We start from the raw sequence: 15,766 nt of genomic DNA, 5'->3' as shown, positions 1-15,766 counted from the left end.
CCGCGGTGTCCCTGCCCGGAGGTGTGCGGCCTCTCCCGACCTCGCATCCCCCTGGAATGCCTTGACAGTCCCCCATATCTGACGGACAGTCAGAAAATCTCGGACGAAGGCGCGGGAGGGGGCAGTTGCATGGCGCGCACGGATGAGGTGACGGGCGGGGCGACCGGCTCGGCGGCGGACGGGACTGCGTACGGCGCGGCGGACGGGACTGCCTATGGTGCGGTGGACGGGGAGACCGGCGAAGCGGCAGACCCCGCGCCCGGCCCCGCGACAAACCAGCCGCCCGGCGCCACACCGGACCACCCGGACCAGCCGGACCCAGCCCGCGGCGCCCCCGCCCTCAACGCCCCCGCCCTCGACGCCCGGCTCAAGACCTACGAAGGCCGCCCCGCCTCCCCGGTCACCCGTACCGGCCGGGACCCCGTCAATCTGCCCATGATCCGGCACTGGTGCGAGGCGATGGGGGACACGCACCCGGCGTACACCGGCCCCGACGCCGTCGCCCCGCCCACCATGCTCCAGGCGTGGACGATGTCGGGCCTTGCCGGGCGCACGGGCCGGGCCCCGGTGTACGAGGAACTCCTCGCTCTCCTCGACGACATGGGCTGCACGGCCGTCGTCGCCACCGACTGCGAGCAGGAGTACCTGCGCCCCCTGCGCCCCGGCGACGAGGTCACCTACGACACGGTCATCGAGTCGGTCTCCGCCCGCAAGTCGACCCGGCTGGGCCCCGGTCACTTCGTCACCACCCGCACCGACCTGCGTGTCCGCAGCGGGGATCTGGCGGGCACTCACCGCTTCCGCATCCTCAAGTACGCGCCCAGGCAGCGGAGTTCACCTGAACCGCGGCCCCGCCCGGTGGTCAACCGGGACAACGCCGGTTTCTGGGAGGGGGTCCGCGCCCACCGCCTCCTCATCCAGCGCTGCACGGCCTGCGGCACCCTGCGCCTGCCCTGGCTGCCCGGCTGCGGCGCCTGCGGCTGCCCCGACTGGGACACCGTGGCGGCGGGCGGCGACGGCACCGTCTTCTCGTACGTCGTCCAACACCACCCCTCCTTCCCGGCCTTCGCCGAACCCGACCCGGAGACCGGCCGCCCGGCGCGCGGCCCGTACGCCGTCTGTCTGGTCGAACTCGCCGAAGGTGTACGGCTGGTGAGCAACGTGGTCGGCGTTCCGTACGACGCGATCCGCGTCGGCCTGCCCGTACGGCTCGCGTTCCGCCGTTACGACGACGACCTCGTGCTGCCCGTCTTCCACCCCGTCGCCGAGGCCGCGGCGTGAGGCCCGGTGACGTGCTGCCCCCGCTGGAGGTGCCGATCACGCGCACCCTGATCGTCGCGGGCGCGCTCGCCTCCCGCGACTACCAGGACGTGCACCACGACCCGGAGGCGGCCCGCGCCAAGGGCTCTCCGGACATCTTCATGAACATCCTCACCACCAACGGCCTGGTCGGCCGCTACGTGACCGACCGCCTCGGACCCACGGCGGTGCTGCGCCGGGTCGCCATCCGGCTCGGCGCGCCCAACCACCCGGGCGACACCCTGGTGTTGAGCGGCACGGTCGAGGACGTCGACGGCGACACGGTGGTCGTACGGATCACCGGCGGGAACGGCCTCGGCCGCCACGTCACCGGAACGGTCACGGTCACCGTCCCCGCCCCGGCACCGCACCCGGCCTCCACCTCCGCGCCACGAGGCCCCACCCCCACCCCCACCCCCACTCCACCCCCTGGAGGCACCCCGTGAGCCTCCACGCCCGTGACGGCCTCGGTGGCCGGGCCGCCGTCGTGGGGATCGGGGCGACGGAGTTCTCCAAGGACTCGGGCCGCAGCGAACTGCGGCTGGCCGCCGAGGCGGTGCGGGCCGCGGTGGACGACGCGGGACTGCGCCCCTCGGACGTGGACGGCCTGGTCACCTTCACCATGGACACCAGCCCGGAGATCACCCTCGCCCAGGCGTGCGGCATGGGCGAGCTGTCGTTCTTCTCGCGCGTCCACTACGGCGGCGGCGCGGCCTGCGCGACCGTGCAGCAGGCGGCGCTGGCGGTCGCGGCGGGCGTCGCCGAGGTCGTCGTCTGCTACCGCGCCTTCAACGAGCGCTCGGGCCGCCGCTTCGGTTCCGGCGTCCGTCACCGGGAGCCCACGGCCGAGGGCGCCGCGCTCGGCTGGACGCTGCCGTTCGGGCTGCTCACCCCGGCCGCCTGGGTGGCGATGGCGGCCCGGCGCTATCTGCACGTCCACGGGCTGACCCCGGAGGCGTTCGGCCCGGTCGCGGTCACCGCCCGCCGGCACGCGGCGGCCAACCCGGCCGCGTACTTCCACCGCCGCCCGATCACCCTCGCCGACCACGCCGCCTCCCGCTGGATCGCCGAACCGCTGCGGCTGCTGGACTGCTGCCAGGAGACCGACGGCGGCCAGGCGCTGGTGGTGACCTCGGTGGAGCGGGCCCGCGACCTGCCGCACCCGCCCGCGGTGATCGCCGCGGCCGCCCAGGGTTCCGGGCCCGCCCAGGAGCAGATGACGAGCTTCTCCCGCGCCGACCTCACGGGCCTGCCCGAGATGGGCGTCGTCGCGCGCCAGCTGTGGCGCACCTCCGGTCTCGGGCCCGCCGACATCGACGTGGGCATCCTGTACGACCACTTCACGCCGTTCGTGCTGATGCAGCTGGAGGAGTTCGGCTTCTGCCCGCCCGGCGATGCCTCCGCGTACGTCGCCGAGGACCGCCTCCCGCTCAACACCCACGGCGGCCAGCTCGGGGAGGCGTACCTCCATGGGATGAACGGTGTCGCCGAGGCCGTACGCCAGATCCGGGGCACCTCCGTCAACCAGGTGCCGGGCGCCGCCCGCACCCTGGTGACGGCGGGCACCGGGGTGCCCACGTCGGGCCTGCTGCTGGTCGCGGACGGATGAGCGGGCCCCGCGCGGCCGGGGGGTGCCCTCAGGGGGATACCCCAGGGGTACGGGAGCCGCCGTAGGGGAACGCCGTACGGGACCCGCCGTTCCCGGGGTGAACCCCCAGAGCGCGTGCCCCGCTCGTCCACCTTCAGGAGGTGGCCCTGGCACCACCCCTACAACCTGAGGCGGACGCGGCTTCGGCACCTGCGGCCGATCCGCCGCGCGCGGTTTCGAACCTAGCGTGGAGCCATGACCACACCCGTCTGCACCAGCGCTTCGAGCGGCATGACGCGGCCCGCTCCCTACCCGTCCTTCGCGTCGTACGTCAGAGCCCGCCAGCCCGTCCTGCTGCGCACCGCCCGGTCGCTCACCGCGAACCCGAGCGACGCCGAGGACCTGCTCCAGACCGCGCTCACCAAGACGTACGTCGCGTGGGAGCGGATCGAGGACCACCGCGCGGTGGACGGCTACGTCCGCCGGGCCCTGGTCAACACCCGGACCTCGCAGTGGCGCAAGCGCAAGGTCGACGAGTTCGCCTGCGACGAGCTGCCCGAGCCCGAGCCGCTGCCGGGCACCGACGACCCGGCCGAACGGCAGGCGCTGCGCGACGCGATGTGGCGGGCGATCATGAAGCTGCCCGCGCGGCAGCGGGCGATGGTCGTCCTCAGGTATTACGAGGACCTGAGCGAGGTCCAGACGGCCGAGGTGCTGGGCGTCTCCGTCGGCACCGTGAAGTCCGCGGTCTCCCGCGCCCTCGGCAAACTCAGGGAAGACCCCGAACTGGTCCTCGCCCGCTAGCGCACGCCCCCCCGTGTACCTCTGGGGCGCACCCCCGCGCCTCTCACCCCCGCGTCTCCCGCCCCTTACGGGAAGTCAGGGACCTTACGGGACGTCAGGGACGCCTCACGGGAAGTCAGGGACGTCAACGAACACGGACCCCCCGCCGTGCCCGACTTGACCTTCCCTTTAACGTGACCTGATCGATCGCCGCCCCCTAGTGACATACCGCGTGGTATGTGCGCAGAATCAGCGCAACCGTTACCACCGCGTAGGCAATGACGCCGCACCTGGGAGGACGCCGTGCTGAGCACCATGCAGGACGTACCGCTGCTGATCTCGAGGATTCTGACGCACGGGTCCACGATCCACGGCTCGTCGCAGGTGACGACATGGACCGGCGAGGCGGAACCGCACCGCCGCAGCTTCGCCGAGATCGGCGCCCGCGCCGCCCAGCTCGCGCACGCCCTGCGCGACGACCTCGGCGTCGCCGACCACGAGCGGGTCGCCACCCTCGCCTGGAACAACGCCGAGCACGTCGAGGCGTACTTCGCGATTCCCTCCATGGGCGCCGTCCTGCACACCCTCAACCTGCGGCTGCCCCCCGAGCAGCTCGCGTTCATCGTCCAGCACGCCGCCGACCGCGTCGTCATCGCCAACGGCTCCCTGCTGCCGCTGCTGGCCCCGCTGCTCCCGCACCTCAAGACGGTCGAGCACGTCGTCGTCACCGGCCCCGGCGACCGCTCCCTCCTCGACGCGGCGACCACCGGCACGGGCGTACGCGTCCACGAGTACGAGGACCTGATCGCGGGCAAGCCGACCACGTACGACTGGCCCGAGCTGGACGAACGCCAGGCCGCCGCCATGTGCTACACCTCCGGCACCACCGGCGACCCCAAGGGCGTCGTCTACAGCCACCGCTCGATCTACCTGCACTCCATGCAGGTCAACATGGCGCAGTCGATGGGCCTCACCGACCAGGACACCTCCCTCGTCGTCGTCCCCCAGTTCCATGTGAACGCCTGGGGCCTGCCGCACGCCACCTTCATGACCGGCATCAACATGCTGATGCCGGACCGCTTCCTCCAGCCCGCGCCCCTCGCCGAGATGATCGAGCGCGAGCGCCCCACCCACGCCGCCGCCGTGCCCACCATCTGGCAGGGCCTGCTCGCCGAACTGACCGCCCGGCCGCGTGACGTCTCCTCCCTCACCCAGGTCACCATCGGCGGCTCGGCCTGTCCGCCCGCCCTGATGTCCGCCTTCGACGACCTCGGCATGCGCGTCTGCCACGCCTGGGGCATGACCGAGACGTCCCCGCTGGGCACCGTCGCCCGCCCGCCGGCCGGCGCGGTCGGCACCGACGAGGAGTTCGCCTACCGCCTCACCCAGGGCCGCTTCCCGGCCGGTGTCGAGGGCCGCCTCACCGGCCCCGGCGGCGAGCGCCTGCCCTGGGACGGCGAGTCCGCGGGCGAACTGGAGGTGCGCGGCCCCTGGATCGCGGGCGCCTACTACAACGGCCCCGACGCCGAACCCCTGCGCCCCGCCGACAAGTTCAGCGAGGACGGCTGGCTGAAGACGGGCGACGTCGGCACCATCTCCCCCGACGGCTTCCTCACCCTCACCGACCGCGCCAAGGACGTCATCAAGTCCGGCGGCGAGTGGATCTCCTCGGTCGACCTGGAGAACGCCCTCATGGCCCACCCCGACGTCGCCGAGGCCGCCGTCGTCGCCGTCCCCGACGAGAAGTGGGGCGAGCGCCCGCTGGCCACCGTCGTCCTCAAGGAAGGCGCCACCACCGACTTCGAGACCCTGCGCGCCTTCCTCGCCGCCGAGGGCGGCATCGCCAAGTGGCAGCTCCCGGAACGCTGGACGATCGTCGAGTCCGTCCCGAAGACCAGCGTCGGCAAGTTCGACAAGAAGGTCCTGCGCAGGCAGTACGCGGAGGGCGGCCTGGACGTCACCCGGCTCTGAGCCCCCGGCTCTGAGGCACCGGCTCCCCGCCGGGAGCCCCCTGCTCCCCGCCTCACCGGGCCGGGCGTCCCGCACCGCGCGGCGCCCGGCCCGGCCCCTTGTCCGGAGTCCTCCGAGGCGGGTCAGCGGCCGGTCAGTTGGTCCCGATCCGCGCCAGCAGATCCACGATGCGGGTCTGGACGTCCGGGCTGGTGGAGCGTTCCGCGAGGAACAGGACCGTCTCGCCGGACGCCAGCCGCGGCAGGTCCGCCTGGTCGACGGCGGCCGTGTAGACGACCAGCGGGGTGCGGTTGAGCTGCCGGTTCGCGCGCAGCCAGTCCACGATCCCGGCCTGCCCCCGGTGCATCTGGAGCAGGTCCATCACCACCAGGTTCGGCCGCAGCTGCCCGGCGAGGGTGACGGCGTCGGCGTCGCTGGCCGCCCGCGCGACCTGCATCCCGCGCCGCTCCAGCGTCGCCGTGAGCGCCAGCGCGATCTCCGCGTGCTCCTCCACCAGCAGCACCCGCGGCGGATGCTGCTCGCTGTCGCGGGGCGCGAGCGCCTTCAGCAGGACGGCGGGGTCGGCGCCGTACGCCGCCTCGCGCGTCGCCTGCCCCAGCCCGGCCGTCACCAGCACCGGCACCTCGGCGGCGACCGCCGCCTGCCGCAGCGACTGGAGCGCCGTACGCGTGATGGGCCCGGTCAGCGGGTCCACGAACAGCGCGGCCGGGTACGCCGCGATCTGCGCGTCGACCTCCTCGCGCGAGTTCACGATCACCGGGCGGTAGCCGCGGTCGCTCAGCGCCTGCTGGGTGCTGACGTCCGGCGCGGGCCACACCAGCAGCCTGCGCGGATTGTCCAGCGGCTCCGGCGGCAGCTCGTCGTCGAGCGGCTGCTGCCGCGGCGGGTCGGCCACCTCGACGGCCCCGCCCGGCCCGTCCAGCGGCTCGGGCCCCTCGGCGGCGTCGCGGTCCGGCGCCCCTATGGCGTACGACCGCCCGGCGCCCTCGGTGCCCGGCGCGAGCCGGTTCTGCCCGGCCAGGGACTGCCCGGCCTGCGGCTGCGGAGGCGCGGCGGGCGGGGTGCCCGGCGCCGTCGCCGGTACGCCCGGCTGGTCGCCCGCCGGGTGTCCGGCGTGGGGCGGGTGCGGGCGGCCCTGCGGCTCCGCCCCGGCCTCCGGGTCGGGCCGCGTGCCCAGCTTGCGGCGTCGGCCGGAACCGTTGGGCCCGTGCGGGGCGGGGGTCGCGGTGGCGGTCGTGGCGGGCGCGACCGGGTGCGCGGCGGTCTGCCGCGGGGCCTGCGGCGTCGGCGCCTGCGGGGCCGGTGCCTGGGGCGGCGGTCCTGCCTGCTGCACCTGCGCGGCCTGCCGGGTGAACGGCACGCCCTGGCCCAGCGTGCGGACACTGATCGCGCGCCCCTGGGTGGAGTGGGGGTCGACGGCCGGTACGGCCGGTGCCGCCGTCGCGGCCTCGGCGGGCAGCGGCTGCGCCGCGCGCGGCTGCGGCACGGAGGCCTCGGGCGGCAGCGGCGTCCCCGAACTCGGCGTCGAGGAGGCCACCTCCGGGGCCGGTACGGCAGCGGCCGGGGCCGTCTCGGCGGGCAGCGGAAGCGGCTGGCCCCCGGGCACCTGAGCGCCGGGCACCTGCGCGCCCGGCACCGGCGCACCGGGCACCTGGCTCACGGCCGCCGCCGGTGCCACCGCCGGAGCGGGTGCGGGTGCGGGCAGTCCGCCGCCCGGCGGGACCGGCTGCGCCTGTGCCGGAACGGCCCCCGGCGGCACACCGGGCCCGGAACCGGGCACGCCCTGCGGGGGCGCGGCCGGGGCGAGGGGCGCCCCCTCCGCTCCCGGCGCCCCCACCGCGCGGCGCCGACGCCCGGTGGGCGCGTCGGTGGGGTGCGGCTGCGGCGGCGTGTGATCGTCGGCCGGGCCGTGCGGTAGGGCGTCGTCGCGGCCGTGGTCGATGCCGGAGTGGGCGGCGTCGGGAGCGGGGCCCGGACCGGCGGCCGGGGCCTGCGGAACGCTCTGCTGCCCCGGAAGCAGGACGGGGGCGAGACCCTGCGCCGGAACGGGCTGCGCCGCGCCACCGGGCCCGCTCGCTGCAGAGGGGGACGGCGGCTGGGGCTGCTGCGGCGGCTGCCCGGCGGGGACCGCGGCCCCCGCACCAGCGGCGCCACCGCCGCCCTTTCCGTCTCCGCCGCCGTCTCCGTCTCCGTCGTCGTCGGTCCGGTCCGCCTCGGCGGGCGGCAGCGCGAACACCGTACGGGGCCCGGCCTCCTGGGCGGCGGCACGCTCGTTGGCGGCGGCCAGCGCGCGGCGGCGGCGTCCGGTCGGCTGCCCGTCCGCACCGGGCACCGGCGCCTCGTCCTCCGCCGACAAGGGCGGCTGTCCTCCCGCGACGGCGGGCAGCGCGGGCGGCAGCGCGGCGCGCCCGGCGTCGTCACCGGCCGGCGCGGTCCGCGCGCCCGGCACGGGCACCCCCTGCGGCGGTACGGCACCGAGCCCCGTACCGGCGGCAGCGGTCCCCGCCGCGTGCTCGGCGGCCGTCCGCACAGCGCCCTCCGACACCCCACCGTTCCCGGCCGGTTCGAGGGCCCCGCCGACCGGACCACCGACGCCGCCCACCCCGCCGCCGTCCGCCTGCTCGGCCGCGCGCGCCCGGCGCCGTCCGGTCCCGCCGGAGGCCTCCGCCTCGGCGACCGGGGCGACCGGCTCGCTCTCCTCGGCGGCGGGCCCCCGCCGACGCCGCCGCCCGGTCGGTACGGCGGGCCCACCGGCCCCGCCACCGTCCGCCTCGGCACCGCCGTCCCCCGCGCCCGCGCCGGGCACCTCGCTCAGTTCGCTCTCCAGGAAGGCGTCCACGGAGGACCGCCGGGCCCGCCGCCGCCCCGCCCCGGCCTGCGGCACACCCGCCGCGTCGACGGGGACCATGCCCTCGGCCGCGACCGGCGCGCCGTCCGCCGAACCGGCGGGCAGCGCCATCGCGGACCCCATCGGCGGCGGTGTGATCATCTGCCCGGCGCCCCCGCCGAGGGGCACCTCCAGGACGTACGCGCTGCCGCTCATGCCCGGCACCTCGTGCGTCTGGAGGACGCCGCCGTGCGCCCGCACGATGCCCCGCACGATCGGCTCGTGCACCGGGTCGCCGCCCGCGTAGGGTCCGCGCACCTCGATGCGGACGACCTCGCCGCGCTGCGCGGCGGCCACGACGACCGTGCTGTCCATGTAACCGCCCGTGGAGACGGGCGCGTTGCCGGTCGCGTCGACGCCCGCGACATCGGCGACGAGGTGTGCCAGCGCGGTCGCGAGGAGCCGTACGTCGACCTCGGCCTCGATCGGCGGCGCGTGCACCGCGAACTGCACCCGGCCGGGCCCGACCAGCTCGATCGCGCCCTCGACGCCCGCCGCGACGACCGCGTCGAGCATCACCTTGGTCCGGCTGACGGCGCCCTCGCCCGCGTCGAGACGCTGGTAGCCGAGGACGTTGTCGATGAGGGTGGTGATGCGGGCGTACCCGGCGGAGAGGTGGTGCAGGACCTGGTTGGCCTCCGGCCACAGCTGCCCGGCGTCGTCGGCGGCGAGCGCGGACAGCTCGCGCCGCAGCTCCTCCAGGGGGCCGCGCAGCGACCGCCCGAGGAGGGTCAGCAACTGCTCGTGCCGGGCGGCGAGGGCCTCGAACCGGTCCTTCTCGCGCTCACCGAGGGCCGCGTACCGCTCCTCGCCCGCCGCGAGTTCCTCGGCGTGCTGCTCGCGCAGCTCCTCCACCTCGGTGACGTGCCGCTGGCGCAGCGCGGTCAGATCGGAGGCGTGCTCCTCGGAGAGCTTCTCCAGCTCCTCGGCGTGCCGCTGCTCCAGGACGTCCTTCTCCTCGGCGAGCGAGTCGTAGGACCGCCGGTCGGTGAAGGTCATCACCGCGCCGACCAGCTGATCGCCGTCGCGGACCGGCGCGGTGGTCAGGTCCACCGACACCTGGTCGCCGTTGCGCGACCACAGCACCTGCCCGCGCACCCGGTGCTTGCGCCCGGAGCGCAGGGTGTCCGCGAGCGGCGACTCGTCGTACGGGAAGGGGGCGCCGTCGGCGCGCGAGTGCAGGACGAGGGTGTGCAGCTCCTTGCCGCCGAGGTCGTTCGCCCGGTAGCCGAGGATCTGCGCGGCGGCCGGGTTGACCAGGACGATCCGCCCGTCGGTGTCGGTGCCGACCACGCCCTCGGAGGCGGCCCGCAGGATCATCTCGGTCTGCCGCTGCGAGCGGGCCAGCTCGGCCTCGGTGTCGACGGTGCCGGACAGGTCCCGTACGACGAGCATCAGCAGTTCGTCGCTGGCGTAGCCGTAGCTGTCGTAGGCCTGCTGGCCGTTCTCCAGGGTGGCGCTGGTGACCTCGACGGGGAACTCGGAGCCGTCGGTGCGCCGGGCGACCATGCGCGTCGGCTTGGTCCGCCCGCGCGGGTCCATGTGGTCGGGCCGCCGCATCGAGCCGGGGATGAGCTTGGAGTCGAACTGCGGCAGCAGATCGAGCAGCCCACGCCCCACCAGGGCGGTCCCCGGTGTCTCGAACGCCTCCAGCGCGATGGTGTTCGCGTTCACGACGGTCCCGTTGGCGTTGACCAGGACCAACGCGTCGGGCAGAGCGTCGAGTATCGCTGCGAGGCGAGCAGCGCCTCGGGATGGCCTGCTGCTCACGAGTCGCTTCCTCCCTGTTACCGCACCTTGCCGACCGCTCGGGCCATCTTGCCAACCGTCCCGCAGCGTGTCACGCGAGGGAGTCTAAGGGCTGGGGTCGTGCGAGGGGCGCCGGATGAGAGGCAGCTCGCACGACGAAGTGACCCAGAACGTATGACCGCCTCCCCCGGCTTCGCGGGACTTTCGCAGGAGGTTTACGGGACGGGTGCTTTTGTGGGGCCCTGCGGAGAGCAGCCATCGGTGGCCATCAGTGGGCCATCGATCGCCCTCCTGATGGCTCCTCCGGTGGCCCCGCGGGGTCGGCGAGGTCGGGCTGGGCGCCCCTGCCGGGTCAGCGCAGGTCGGGCAGAAGCGGGACGAACCGGTCCCACCGCTCCATCTGGCACCCGTCCTTGCGGGCGAACGTGGCGTCGACGGGCCGCCCGGCCCACCGCCCGGTGACGCGCGCGGTGGCGGCGCCGCCGTACTGCAGCGTGCAGAAGCTGCCCGCCGGTACGGGCGCGAAGGGGTCGGTGCCCCAGACGGTGTTGCGGTCCAGGGTGGCGCAGGCGCCGGGCACGTTGGGGTGGTCGCCGCGCTCGGGATGGCAGGAGACCCGGAACGTCCCGTCCGCCCCGACGCCGGCCCCGCGAACGGTGACGACGAGATGGTCGGCGGACTCCGGGGCGACCGCCCGGACCCGTGCCCCGTCGTCCCCGTACGCGAGGGCGGCGGGCCCCAGCCCCACGGTCGACGCGGCGGCGAGCGCGAGCACGGAGAGACCGAGGCCGAAGCGGCGGAGGGAGGTGAGGGGTGCGGCGGTGGGCGTCGCGGGCGCGGCGGTCGTGCCGGAGGCGTCGCCGGACGGGGAGACCGGGACGGTACGGGCGGTACGGACGCCACGTGAGACCGGGACGGTGCGCGGGGCGCGGGCGGTGCGCGGTGCGGGAGACATGCGCTGACTAACGCCGGGCGGAGGCCGACGTGACGCCCGGAGAACACCTTTGCCCCACGGCCCGCCCGCCTAGTACCGTGGACGTCGATTGGTGACAGCACGCGCGACTGTGTCATCATCTGCACGCACCACTCGCACCCACGCGAGCGGCTGTGCTGGAGGCGTCGCCTAGTCCGGTCTATGGCGCCGCACTGCTAATGCGGTTTGGGTCTTAAAGCCCATCGAGGGTTCAAATCCCTCCGCCTCCGCGCGACACCGAAGCCCCGGTCCACCCGACCGGGGCTTCGCCCGTTCAGCCCCCCCGGCACGCACCCCCGTTTGACCGCATCTCCGCAGCTCACAAGGGGTACGGGAATCGGATTTCACATGGCGGCGGCAGTCATGTAATGTTCTTCCTGTCGCCGCGAGGGGGCCGAAAGAACCGCAAGCAAGACAAAAAAACAGCACAACACAAGCACTCGTAGCTTAACGGATAGAGCATCTGACTACGGATCAGAAGGTTGCAGGTTCGAATCCTGCCGAGTGCACAGCAGAGCAGAGGCCCTAAGGATCACTCCTTAGGGCCTCTGGCTTTTGCGTTGACGGCAGTGTTTGACGGCAACCGTCTCCAGCCGTGACTGGTGCGACCGTGAGTCGTCGGAGCACGCATCTTTTGTGGAGCAGTCGAGATCGTGCGGTCGGCCGGTGCGTGCCCGCCCGCCTCTGGCTCACATCACGGTCCCGACCGCGAGTCTGGATCATCGAGGGTCTGCGTAGGTGAGGGCCGCTGTCGCTTCGGATTCCCTTCGTCTCCGTTGGGCCACCCTCACTGTCAGTGGGCGCCGGTATCCTGGTGTCGAGCTCTCGCCTGAAACACAAGATGTTGTGGTGGACTCCCCATTTCCCGGTACATGTTGGGGTGTCCTTGCTTGCTGACGGGTCGTCTGGGGTGCTTCACTTGATCCGCCAAACCAAAACAGGCCCCAGCCGGGGCCCAACTTGAGGTTGGGCGCGTGGATGGGGCCTGATGCGTTGGTCGCGCCTTCGGACCCTATCGCCGTCTCTTGGTTCCTCCAAGATGGCCGTCCTGCGCGTCCAATCTCGGAAACGGATGTTTCATGACAGGGCAACCCAACATTCGGGACGTGTCGAAGCGCGACGACGGCTGGGCAGTGACGAAGCCTGGGGCTGAACGAGCCAGCGCCGTTCTGCCGACTCAGGCTGAGGCGGCCGCGCGTGCCAAGGAGATCTTGGCCAACGACGGTGGCGGAGAACTACGCATCCGGGGCACGAACGGTCAGGTGCGAGAGCAGAACACCGTCCCGCCGGGCAGTGACCCGAAGAAGTCGAAGGGCTGATCGCGATGGACAAGTACGTGATCAATAAGGACTTCAGCGGGAAGCGCGAGGTCGAAGCCTCCGGGTTCAAGACCGTTGGCGACTTCATCGACTTCTACGCGGTCGACAGCGACGGTGACGTCGTCGTGACGCTCAGAATCCGGTCCGCTCGGGTCGAAACCATCGACCTGATCAGCGGCTGACCAGGTAGTCCGTTCTGAGACGGAGCCCCTACCAACGCGGCGGGGACTCCGTCTTAGCGCCGGAATGTGCGGAGCCACAGTGGGTTCCGGTCAGAGCCTCGACTGCGCCTCCGTCTATGCACCCGGCTTCGTGTCGTCGTCCTTCCGCAGGGCATCCCCCACTCGATCGAACGCCGAGCGCTGCGAGTCGAGCCGTACGAACGTGTAGATGTCCATGGTCACGCGGATCGAGCTGTGGCCGAGGACTTCCATGATCATGCGGGCGTCGGCGCCCTGTTCGTGGAGGAGGGACGCGCAGGTGTGGCGCAGGTCGTGAAAGCGGACCTTGCGGACGCCGGCGCGGAGGCTCAGCACCTCGAAGGAGCGGTTCAGGTTGCGCGGCTCGATGGGGGTTCCGTTCTTGGTGGTGAAGACGAGGCCGTGACCCGTCCCCTTCCAGTTGTGGCCCGCCGCCTTCCTGTCGGCGATCTGCTGGGCGCGCTGAGCCCGGAGCGCGGTTACACACTCGCCAGGGAGAGCCACGCGGCGGGCCGAGCGCTGTGTCTTGGGCGCGACGATCAGCAACTCGCCGCCGACCCGCTGTAGGGCCTGCCGCACGGTGAGGACGCCTTCGTGGAGATCCACGTCTGACCAGCGCAGCCCGAGCACCTCGCCGCGCCGCAGGCCGATACGGACCGCCATTTCGTACGCGGCCCACAGCCGGTTGTCTCGGGCCGCCGCCAGGAGCTGACGCCCCTCCCTCACCGAGAGCGGTTCGATCTCGCGCTTCGTTCCCATGCTCAGCTCCACGTTCCGGGCCACATTGCGGGGCAACTCGTCTTCGCGTACGGCGTGCTGGAGAGCGGCGCGCATGATCACCAGCAGGAAGCGCACGGTCCGATCAGACGGGAGCTTCTTGCAGCACTTGCCGAGGGCACAGCAGCGCCGCTTGTGCTCTGGACGCTTCTTGTCCTTGCCCTGTGCGCAGCACTGGCAGGCGACCGCAGTCTTCGCGAGGAAGGCGCGGATGTCGCGAGCGGTAAGCCGGACCAGCTTCTTCGTGCCGAACTCCGGGGTGACGTAGTTGCGCACCAGCGACTCGTAGTTGACGTACGTGGTCTTGCGGACCTTGTTCTTGGCGATGTTCGTCAGCCAGTACGTCAGGTACTCGGCGATCGTCATTTTGCTGGTGGCGACCGGGAGACCGTTGAGAGAGTCGGCCTTGAGCTTGGTCAGCTTCTCGTGCGCCTCGTCCCAGGTCTTGCCGTAGACGCTGCGCCGCTTGTACGTGCCGTCCGTCGTCAGTACGTAGGCGCTGCCTTCCCAACGGCCGTCCTTGCGCTGGTAGATGGTGCCCTCGTTGTTGGCGTTCTTCTTCGGCGTGGCCATCAGGCGGCTTCCTGTTCGGTGCGGAGGGATACATAGGCGTCCAGTGCGGTTTCGCTGATGCGGCGGCAGCGGCCGATCTTGAAGGAGGCGAGTTCGCGGGAGCGGATCAGGTCGTGGACCTTCCAGCGGCTGATGCCGAGGCGCGTCGCGACCTGGTCCACGGTGAGTACGGCGGTCGTCATGCAGGCTCCAGCCCTTCGTGCTTGCGGCGTTGGGCCTGGTTGATGTCGTGGCGGGTCTGGTTGGCGAGGAGTTCTTCGCCGGGGTGGTAGCCCGAGGCGAGGTAGGCCCAGGAGGCTTCGGTGACGAGGACGGTGTCCGGGGTGGGCGCGGGGATGCCGGCGCGGGTGCGGGCTGCTTCGGCTTGGGCGAGGCGCCAGGCGCGGCGTACGTCGCGGAGGGCGCCGAGGGTGGTGGAGTAGGCGCGAGACTTGGTGGAGAAGTGGCCGCGGAAGCCGAGCATGTGGGCCCACTTGCAGAGCTTGAGGTCCGCGAATTCGGGCAGGCCACCGAGGTCCCAGGCGGTGCGGATCATTTGCCGAACGTGCTGGTGGACGGGCAGGTCCCGTAGGGGTTCGGCCTGGCGGGTGCCTTCGCAGTCGGGGCACAGGTCCCGAATACGGTCGCCGACGGTGCCGTGGCCGGAGCAGGTGCGGCAGACCAGGGAACGGTCGACGGTGCCGGAGTCCTCAGCGCTCTTGGTGGCGTACTTGGCGATGTATCCGGCCACGGCGGCGTCGGTGAGTTCGCCGTCGCCGAGCGCGGTGATTTCCTGTACGTCGAGCATCTGTCCCCAGCGGATCTTGTGGTCTCCGACGGTGTCGGAGGTGACGGTGAGCGCGGTGCGGGGGACTGCGGCGCGGATGGCGTGGGTGAGGTCGTCCACGGTGGCCCAGGTCGGTGGGGAGCTGGTGTGGCCGTCGGGGCCGTCGATGCGGATGACGGCGTGGAAGTGGACCAGGCCGCGCTTTTGGTACTCGGCGACCTTGGCGAAGGACACTCGCAGAATCTGCTTCATGTCCTTCTGTGTGATGCCGAAGTGGGCGGCCAGGGCGCGGCGGAGGTTGAGGGTGAAGCGGGCCCACAGGGCTCCGGCGTGGGCGTTCCACAGCACGGCGCCGGTGTAGTCGTAGGAGGCCGGGTGCAGTGGTGTGCCGAGTGCGGGGGCGTCGTCTGCGTGGTGCTTTCCGCAGCGGCAGGCGTGTGGCTTGCCGTCCTTGGTGATGGGCCGGTTGTGGACGGCTCCGAACGAAGGGGCGGTGAGCGTGGCGAAGACGCGGGGGTGGGAGCGGACGGTTTCGGGGACGTTCTTGCCGCCGGAGAGTCCGGCGCGGATGAGGTGGTAGATGTCGGCTGCGTAGACGCGGGAGCAGGTGGCGCAGCGGGAGGTGCGGCGGTTGCCGCAGGTGGTCAGCAGGCGTCCGGTGGGTTCGTCGCTGGTGGAATATGAGCGGATCGTTTCGCCAGTGGCTGCGTCGCGGGTGTGGGTGTGGCCGACGAGGTTGATGGGGCGGGTGCAGCCGCGCAGGCGGGAGACCTGGTCGCGGGTGCGGTCGAAGTCGCCGAGGTTGGCCAGTTCGATCAGGTCCCGGACAGCGGGGCTGATCACGTGCCGCAGGTTGAGGTCGCGGGGCATCGGCAGGTGCG

General features: G+C 72.7%; 12 protein-coding genes and 2 tRNA genes. 9 read left to right on the top strand and 5 right to left on the bottom strand.

What is annotated here, in order from left to right:
- Positions 1-129 precede the first annotated feature (129 nt).
- The 5 genes from ACIQPQ_RS21745 to ACIQPQ_RS21725 all read left to right on the top strand — a co-directional run bounded on the left by ACIQPQ_RS21745 (position 130) and on the right by ACIQPQ_RS21725 (position 5,641).
- On the top strand, positions 130-1,281 hold the full coding sequence (locus tag ACIQPQ_RS21745; RefSeq protein WP_401306066.1) for an OB-fold domain-containing protein: 1,152 nt from the start codon (positions 130-132) through the stop codon (positions 1,279-1,281).
- Positions 1,278-1,745 (top strand): MaoC/PaaZ C-terminal domain-containing protein, encoded by a 468-nt coding sequence (locus tag ACIQPQ_RS21740; RefSeq protein ID WP_401306064.1) that lies wholly within the window; start codon positions 1,278-1,280, stop codon positions 1,743-1,745. The genes ACIQPQ_RS21745 and ACIQPQ_RS21740 overlap by 4 nt, the downstream gene beginning before the upstream one ends.
- On the top strand, positions 1,742-2,908 hold the full coding sequence (locus ACIQPQ_RS21735; RefSeq protein ID WP_401306062.1) for a lipid-transfer protein: 1,167 nt from the start codon (positions 1,742-1,744) through the stop codon (positions 2,906-2,908). The genes ACIQPQ_RS21740 and ACIQPQ_RS21735 overlap by 4 nt, the downstream gene beginning before the upstream one ends.
- A 234-nt stretch (positions 2,909-3,142) precedes the next feature.
- A complete protein-coding gene (locus ACIQPQ_RS21730; RefSeq protein WP_383768353.1) occupies positions 3,143-3,691 on the top strand; it encodes a SigE family RNA polymerase sigma factor in 549 nt (182 codons plus the stop codon).
- A 282-nt stretch (positions 3,692-3,973) separates the two neighbouring features.
- Positions 3,974-5,641, top strand: a complete 1,668-nt coding sequence (locus ACIQPQ_RS21725) for a long-chain fatty acid--CoA ligase (protein WP_401306060.1) — start codon at positions 3,974-3,976, stop codon at positions 5,639-5,641.
- A gap of 133 nt (positions 5,642-5,774) precedes the next feature.
- Here ACIQPQ_RS21725 and ACIQPQ_RS21720 read toward each other — a convergent pair whose 3' ends face one another.
- Positions 5,775-10,298, bottom strand: a complete 4,524-nt coding sequence (locus ACIQPQ_RS21720; protein ID WP_401306058.1) for a PAS domain-containing protein — start codon at positions 10,296-10,298, stop codon at positions 5,775-5,777.
- A gap of 331 nt (positions 10,299-10,629) precedes the next feature.
- The gene (locus tag ACIQPQ_RS21715) at positions 10,630-11,232 is read right to left on the bottom strand and encodes an SSI family serine proteinase inhibitor (protein ID WP_401306056.1); all 603 of its coding nucleotides are present in this window, start codon (positions 11,230-11,232) and stop codon (positions 10,630-10,632) included.
- Between the two features lie 157 nt (positions 11,233-11,389).
- On the opposite strand from ACIQPQ_RS21715, the gene ACIQPQ_RS21710 reads away from it, so the two are divergent.
- The 4 genes from ACIQPQ_RS21710 (at position 11,390) to ACIQPQ_RS21695 (ending at position 12,751) form a co-directional block, all read left to right on the top strand.
- Positions 11,390-11,480: transfer RNA gene (locus tag ACIQPQ_RS21710), tRNA-Ser, on the top strand.
- Positions 11,481-11,686: 206 nt separating this feature from the next.
- A tRNA-Arg gene (locus ACIQPQ_RS21705) sits at positions 11,687-11,759 on the top strand.
- A gap of 597 nt (positions 11,760-12,356) precedes the next feature.
- Positions 12,357-12,569, top strand: coding sequence for a DUF2188 domain-containing protein (locus tag ACIQPQ_RS21700; RefSeq protein ID WP_401306054.1), 213 nt, complete (start codon positions 12,357-12,359; stop codon positions 12,567-12,569).
- A 5-nt stretch (positions 12,570-12,574) separates the two neighbouring features.
- Entirely contained in the window at positions 12,575-12,751 is a 177-nt protein-coding gene (locus ACIQPQ_RS21695) for a hypothetical protein (protein WP_401306052.1), read from the top strand.
- Positions 12,752-12,865: 114 nt separating this feature from the next.
- Here the strand turns inward: ACIQPQ_RS21695 and xerC are convergent, their stop codons facing one another.
- The 3 genes from xerC to ACIQPQ_RS21680 are packed head-to-tail and all read right to left on the bottom strand — an operon-like array spanning position 12,866 to position 15,755.
- Complete coding sequence (xerC, locus tag ACIQPQ_RS21690) at positions 12,866-14,119, bottom strand: tyrosine recombinase XerC (protein WP_401306051.1); 1,254 nt, start codon at positions 14,117-14,119, stop codon at positions 12,866-12,868.
- The gene (locus ACIQPQ_RS21685) at positions 14,119-14,301 is read right to left on the bottom strand and encodes a helix-turn-helix domain-containing protein (RefSeq protein ID WP_249639482.1); all 183 of its coding nucleotides are present in this window, start codon (positions 14,299-14,301) and stop codon (positions 14,119-14,121) included. Before ACIQPQ_RS21685 ends, xerC begins: the two co-directional genes overlap by 1 nt.
- Positions 14,298-15,755 (bottom strand): replication initiator, encoded by a 1,458-nt coding sequence (locus ACIQPQ_RS21680; protein ID WP_401306049.1) that lies wholly within the window; start codon positions 15,753-15,755, stop codon positions 14,298-14,300. Before ACIQPQ_RS21680 ends, ACIQPQ_RS21685 begins: the two co-directional genes overlap by 4 nt.
- Positions 15,756-15,766 lie beyond the last annotated feature (11 nt).

Source organism: Streptomyces sp. NPDC091281, from assembly GCF_044757425.1.
Classification (GTDB): Bacteria; Actinomycetota; Actinomycetes; order Streptomycetales; family Streptomycetaceae; genus Streptomyces.
This window is presented reverse-complemented; position numbering and strand designations above follow the sequence as displayed.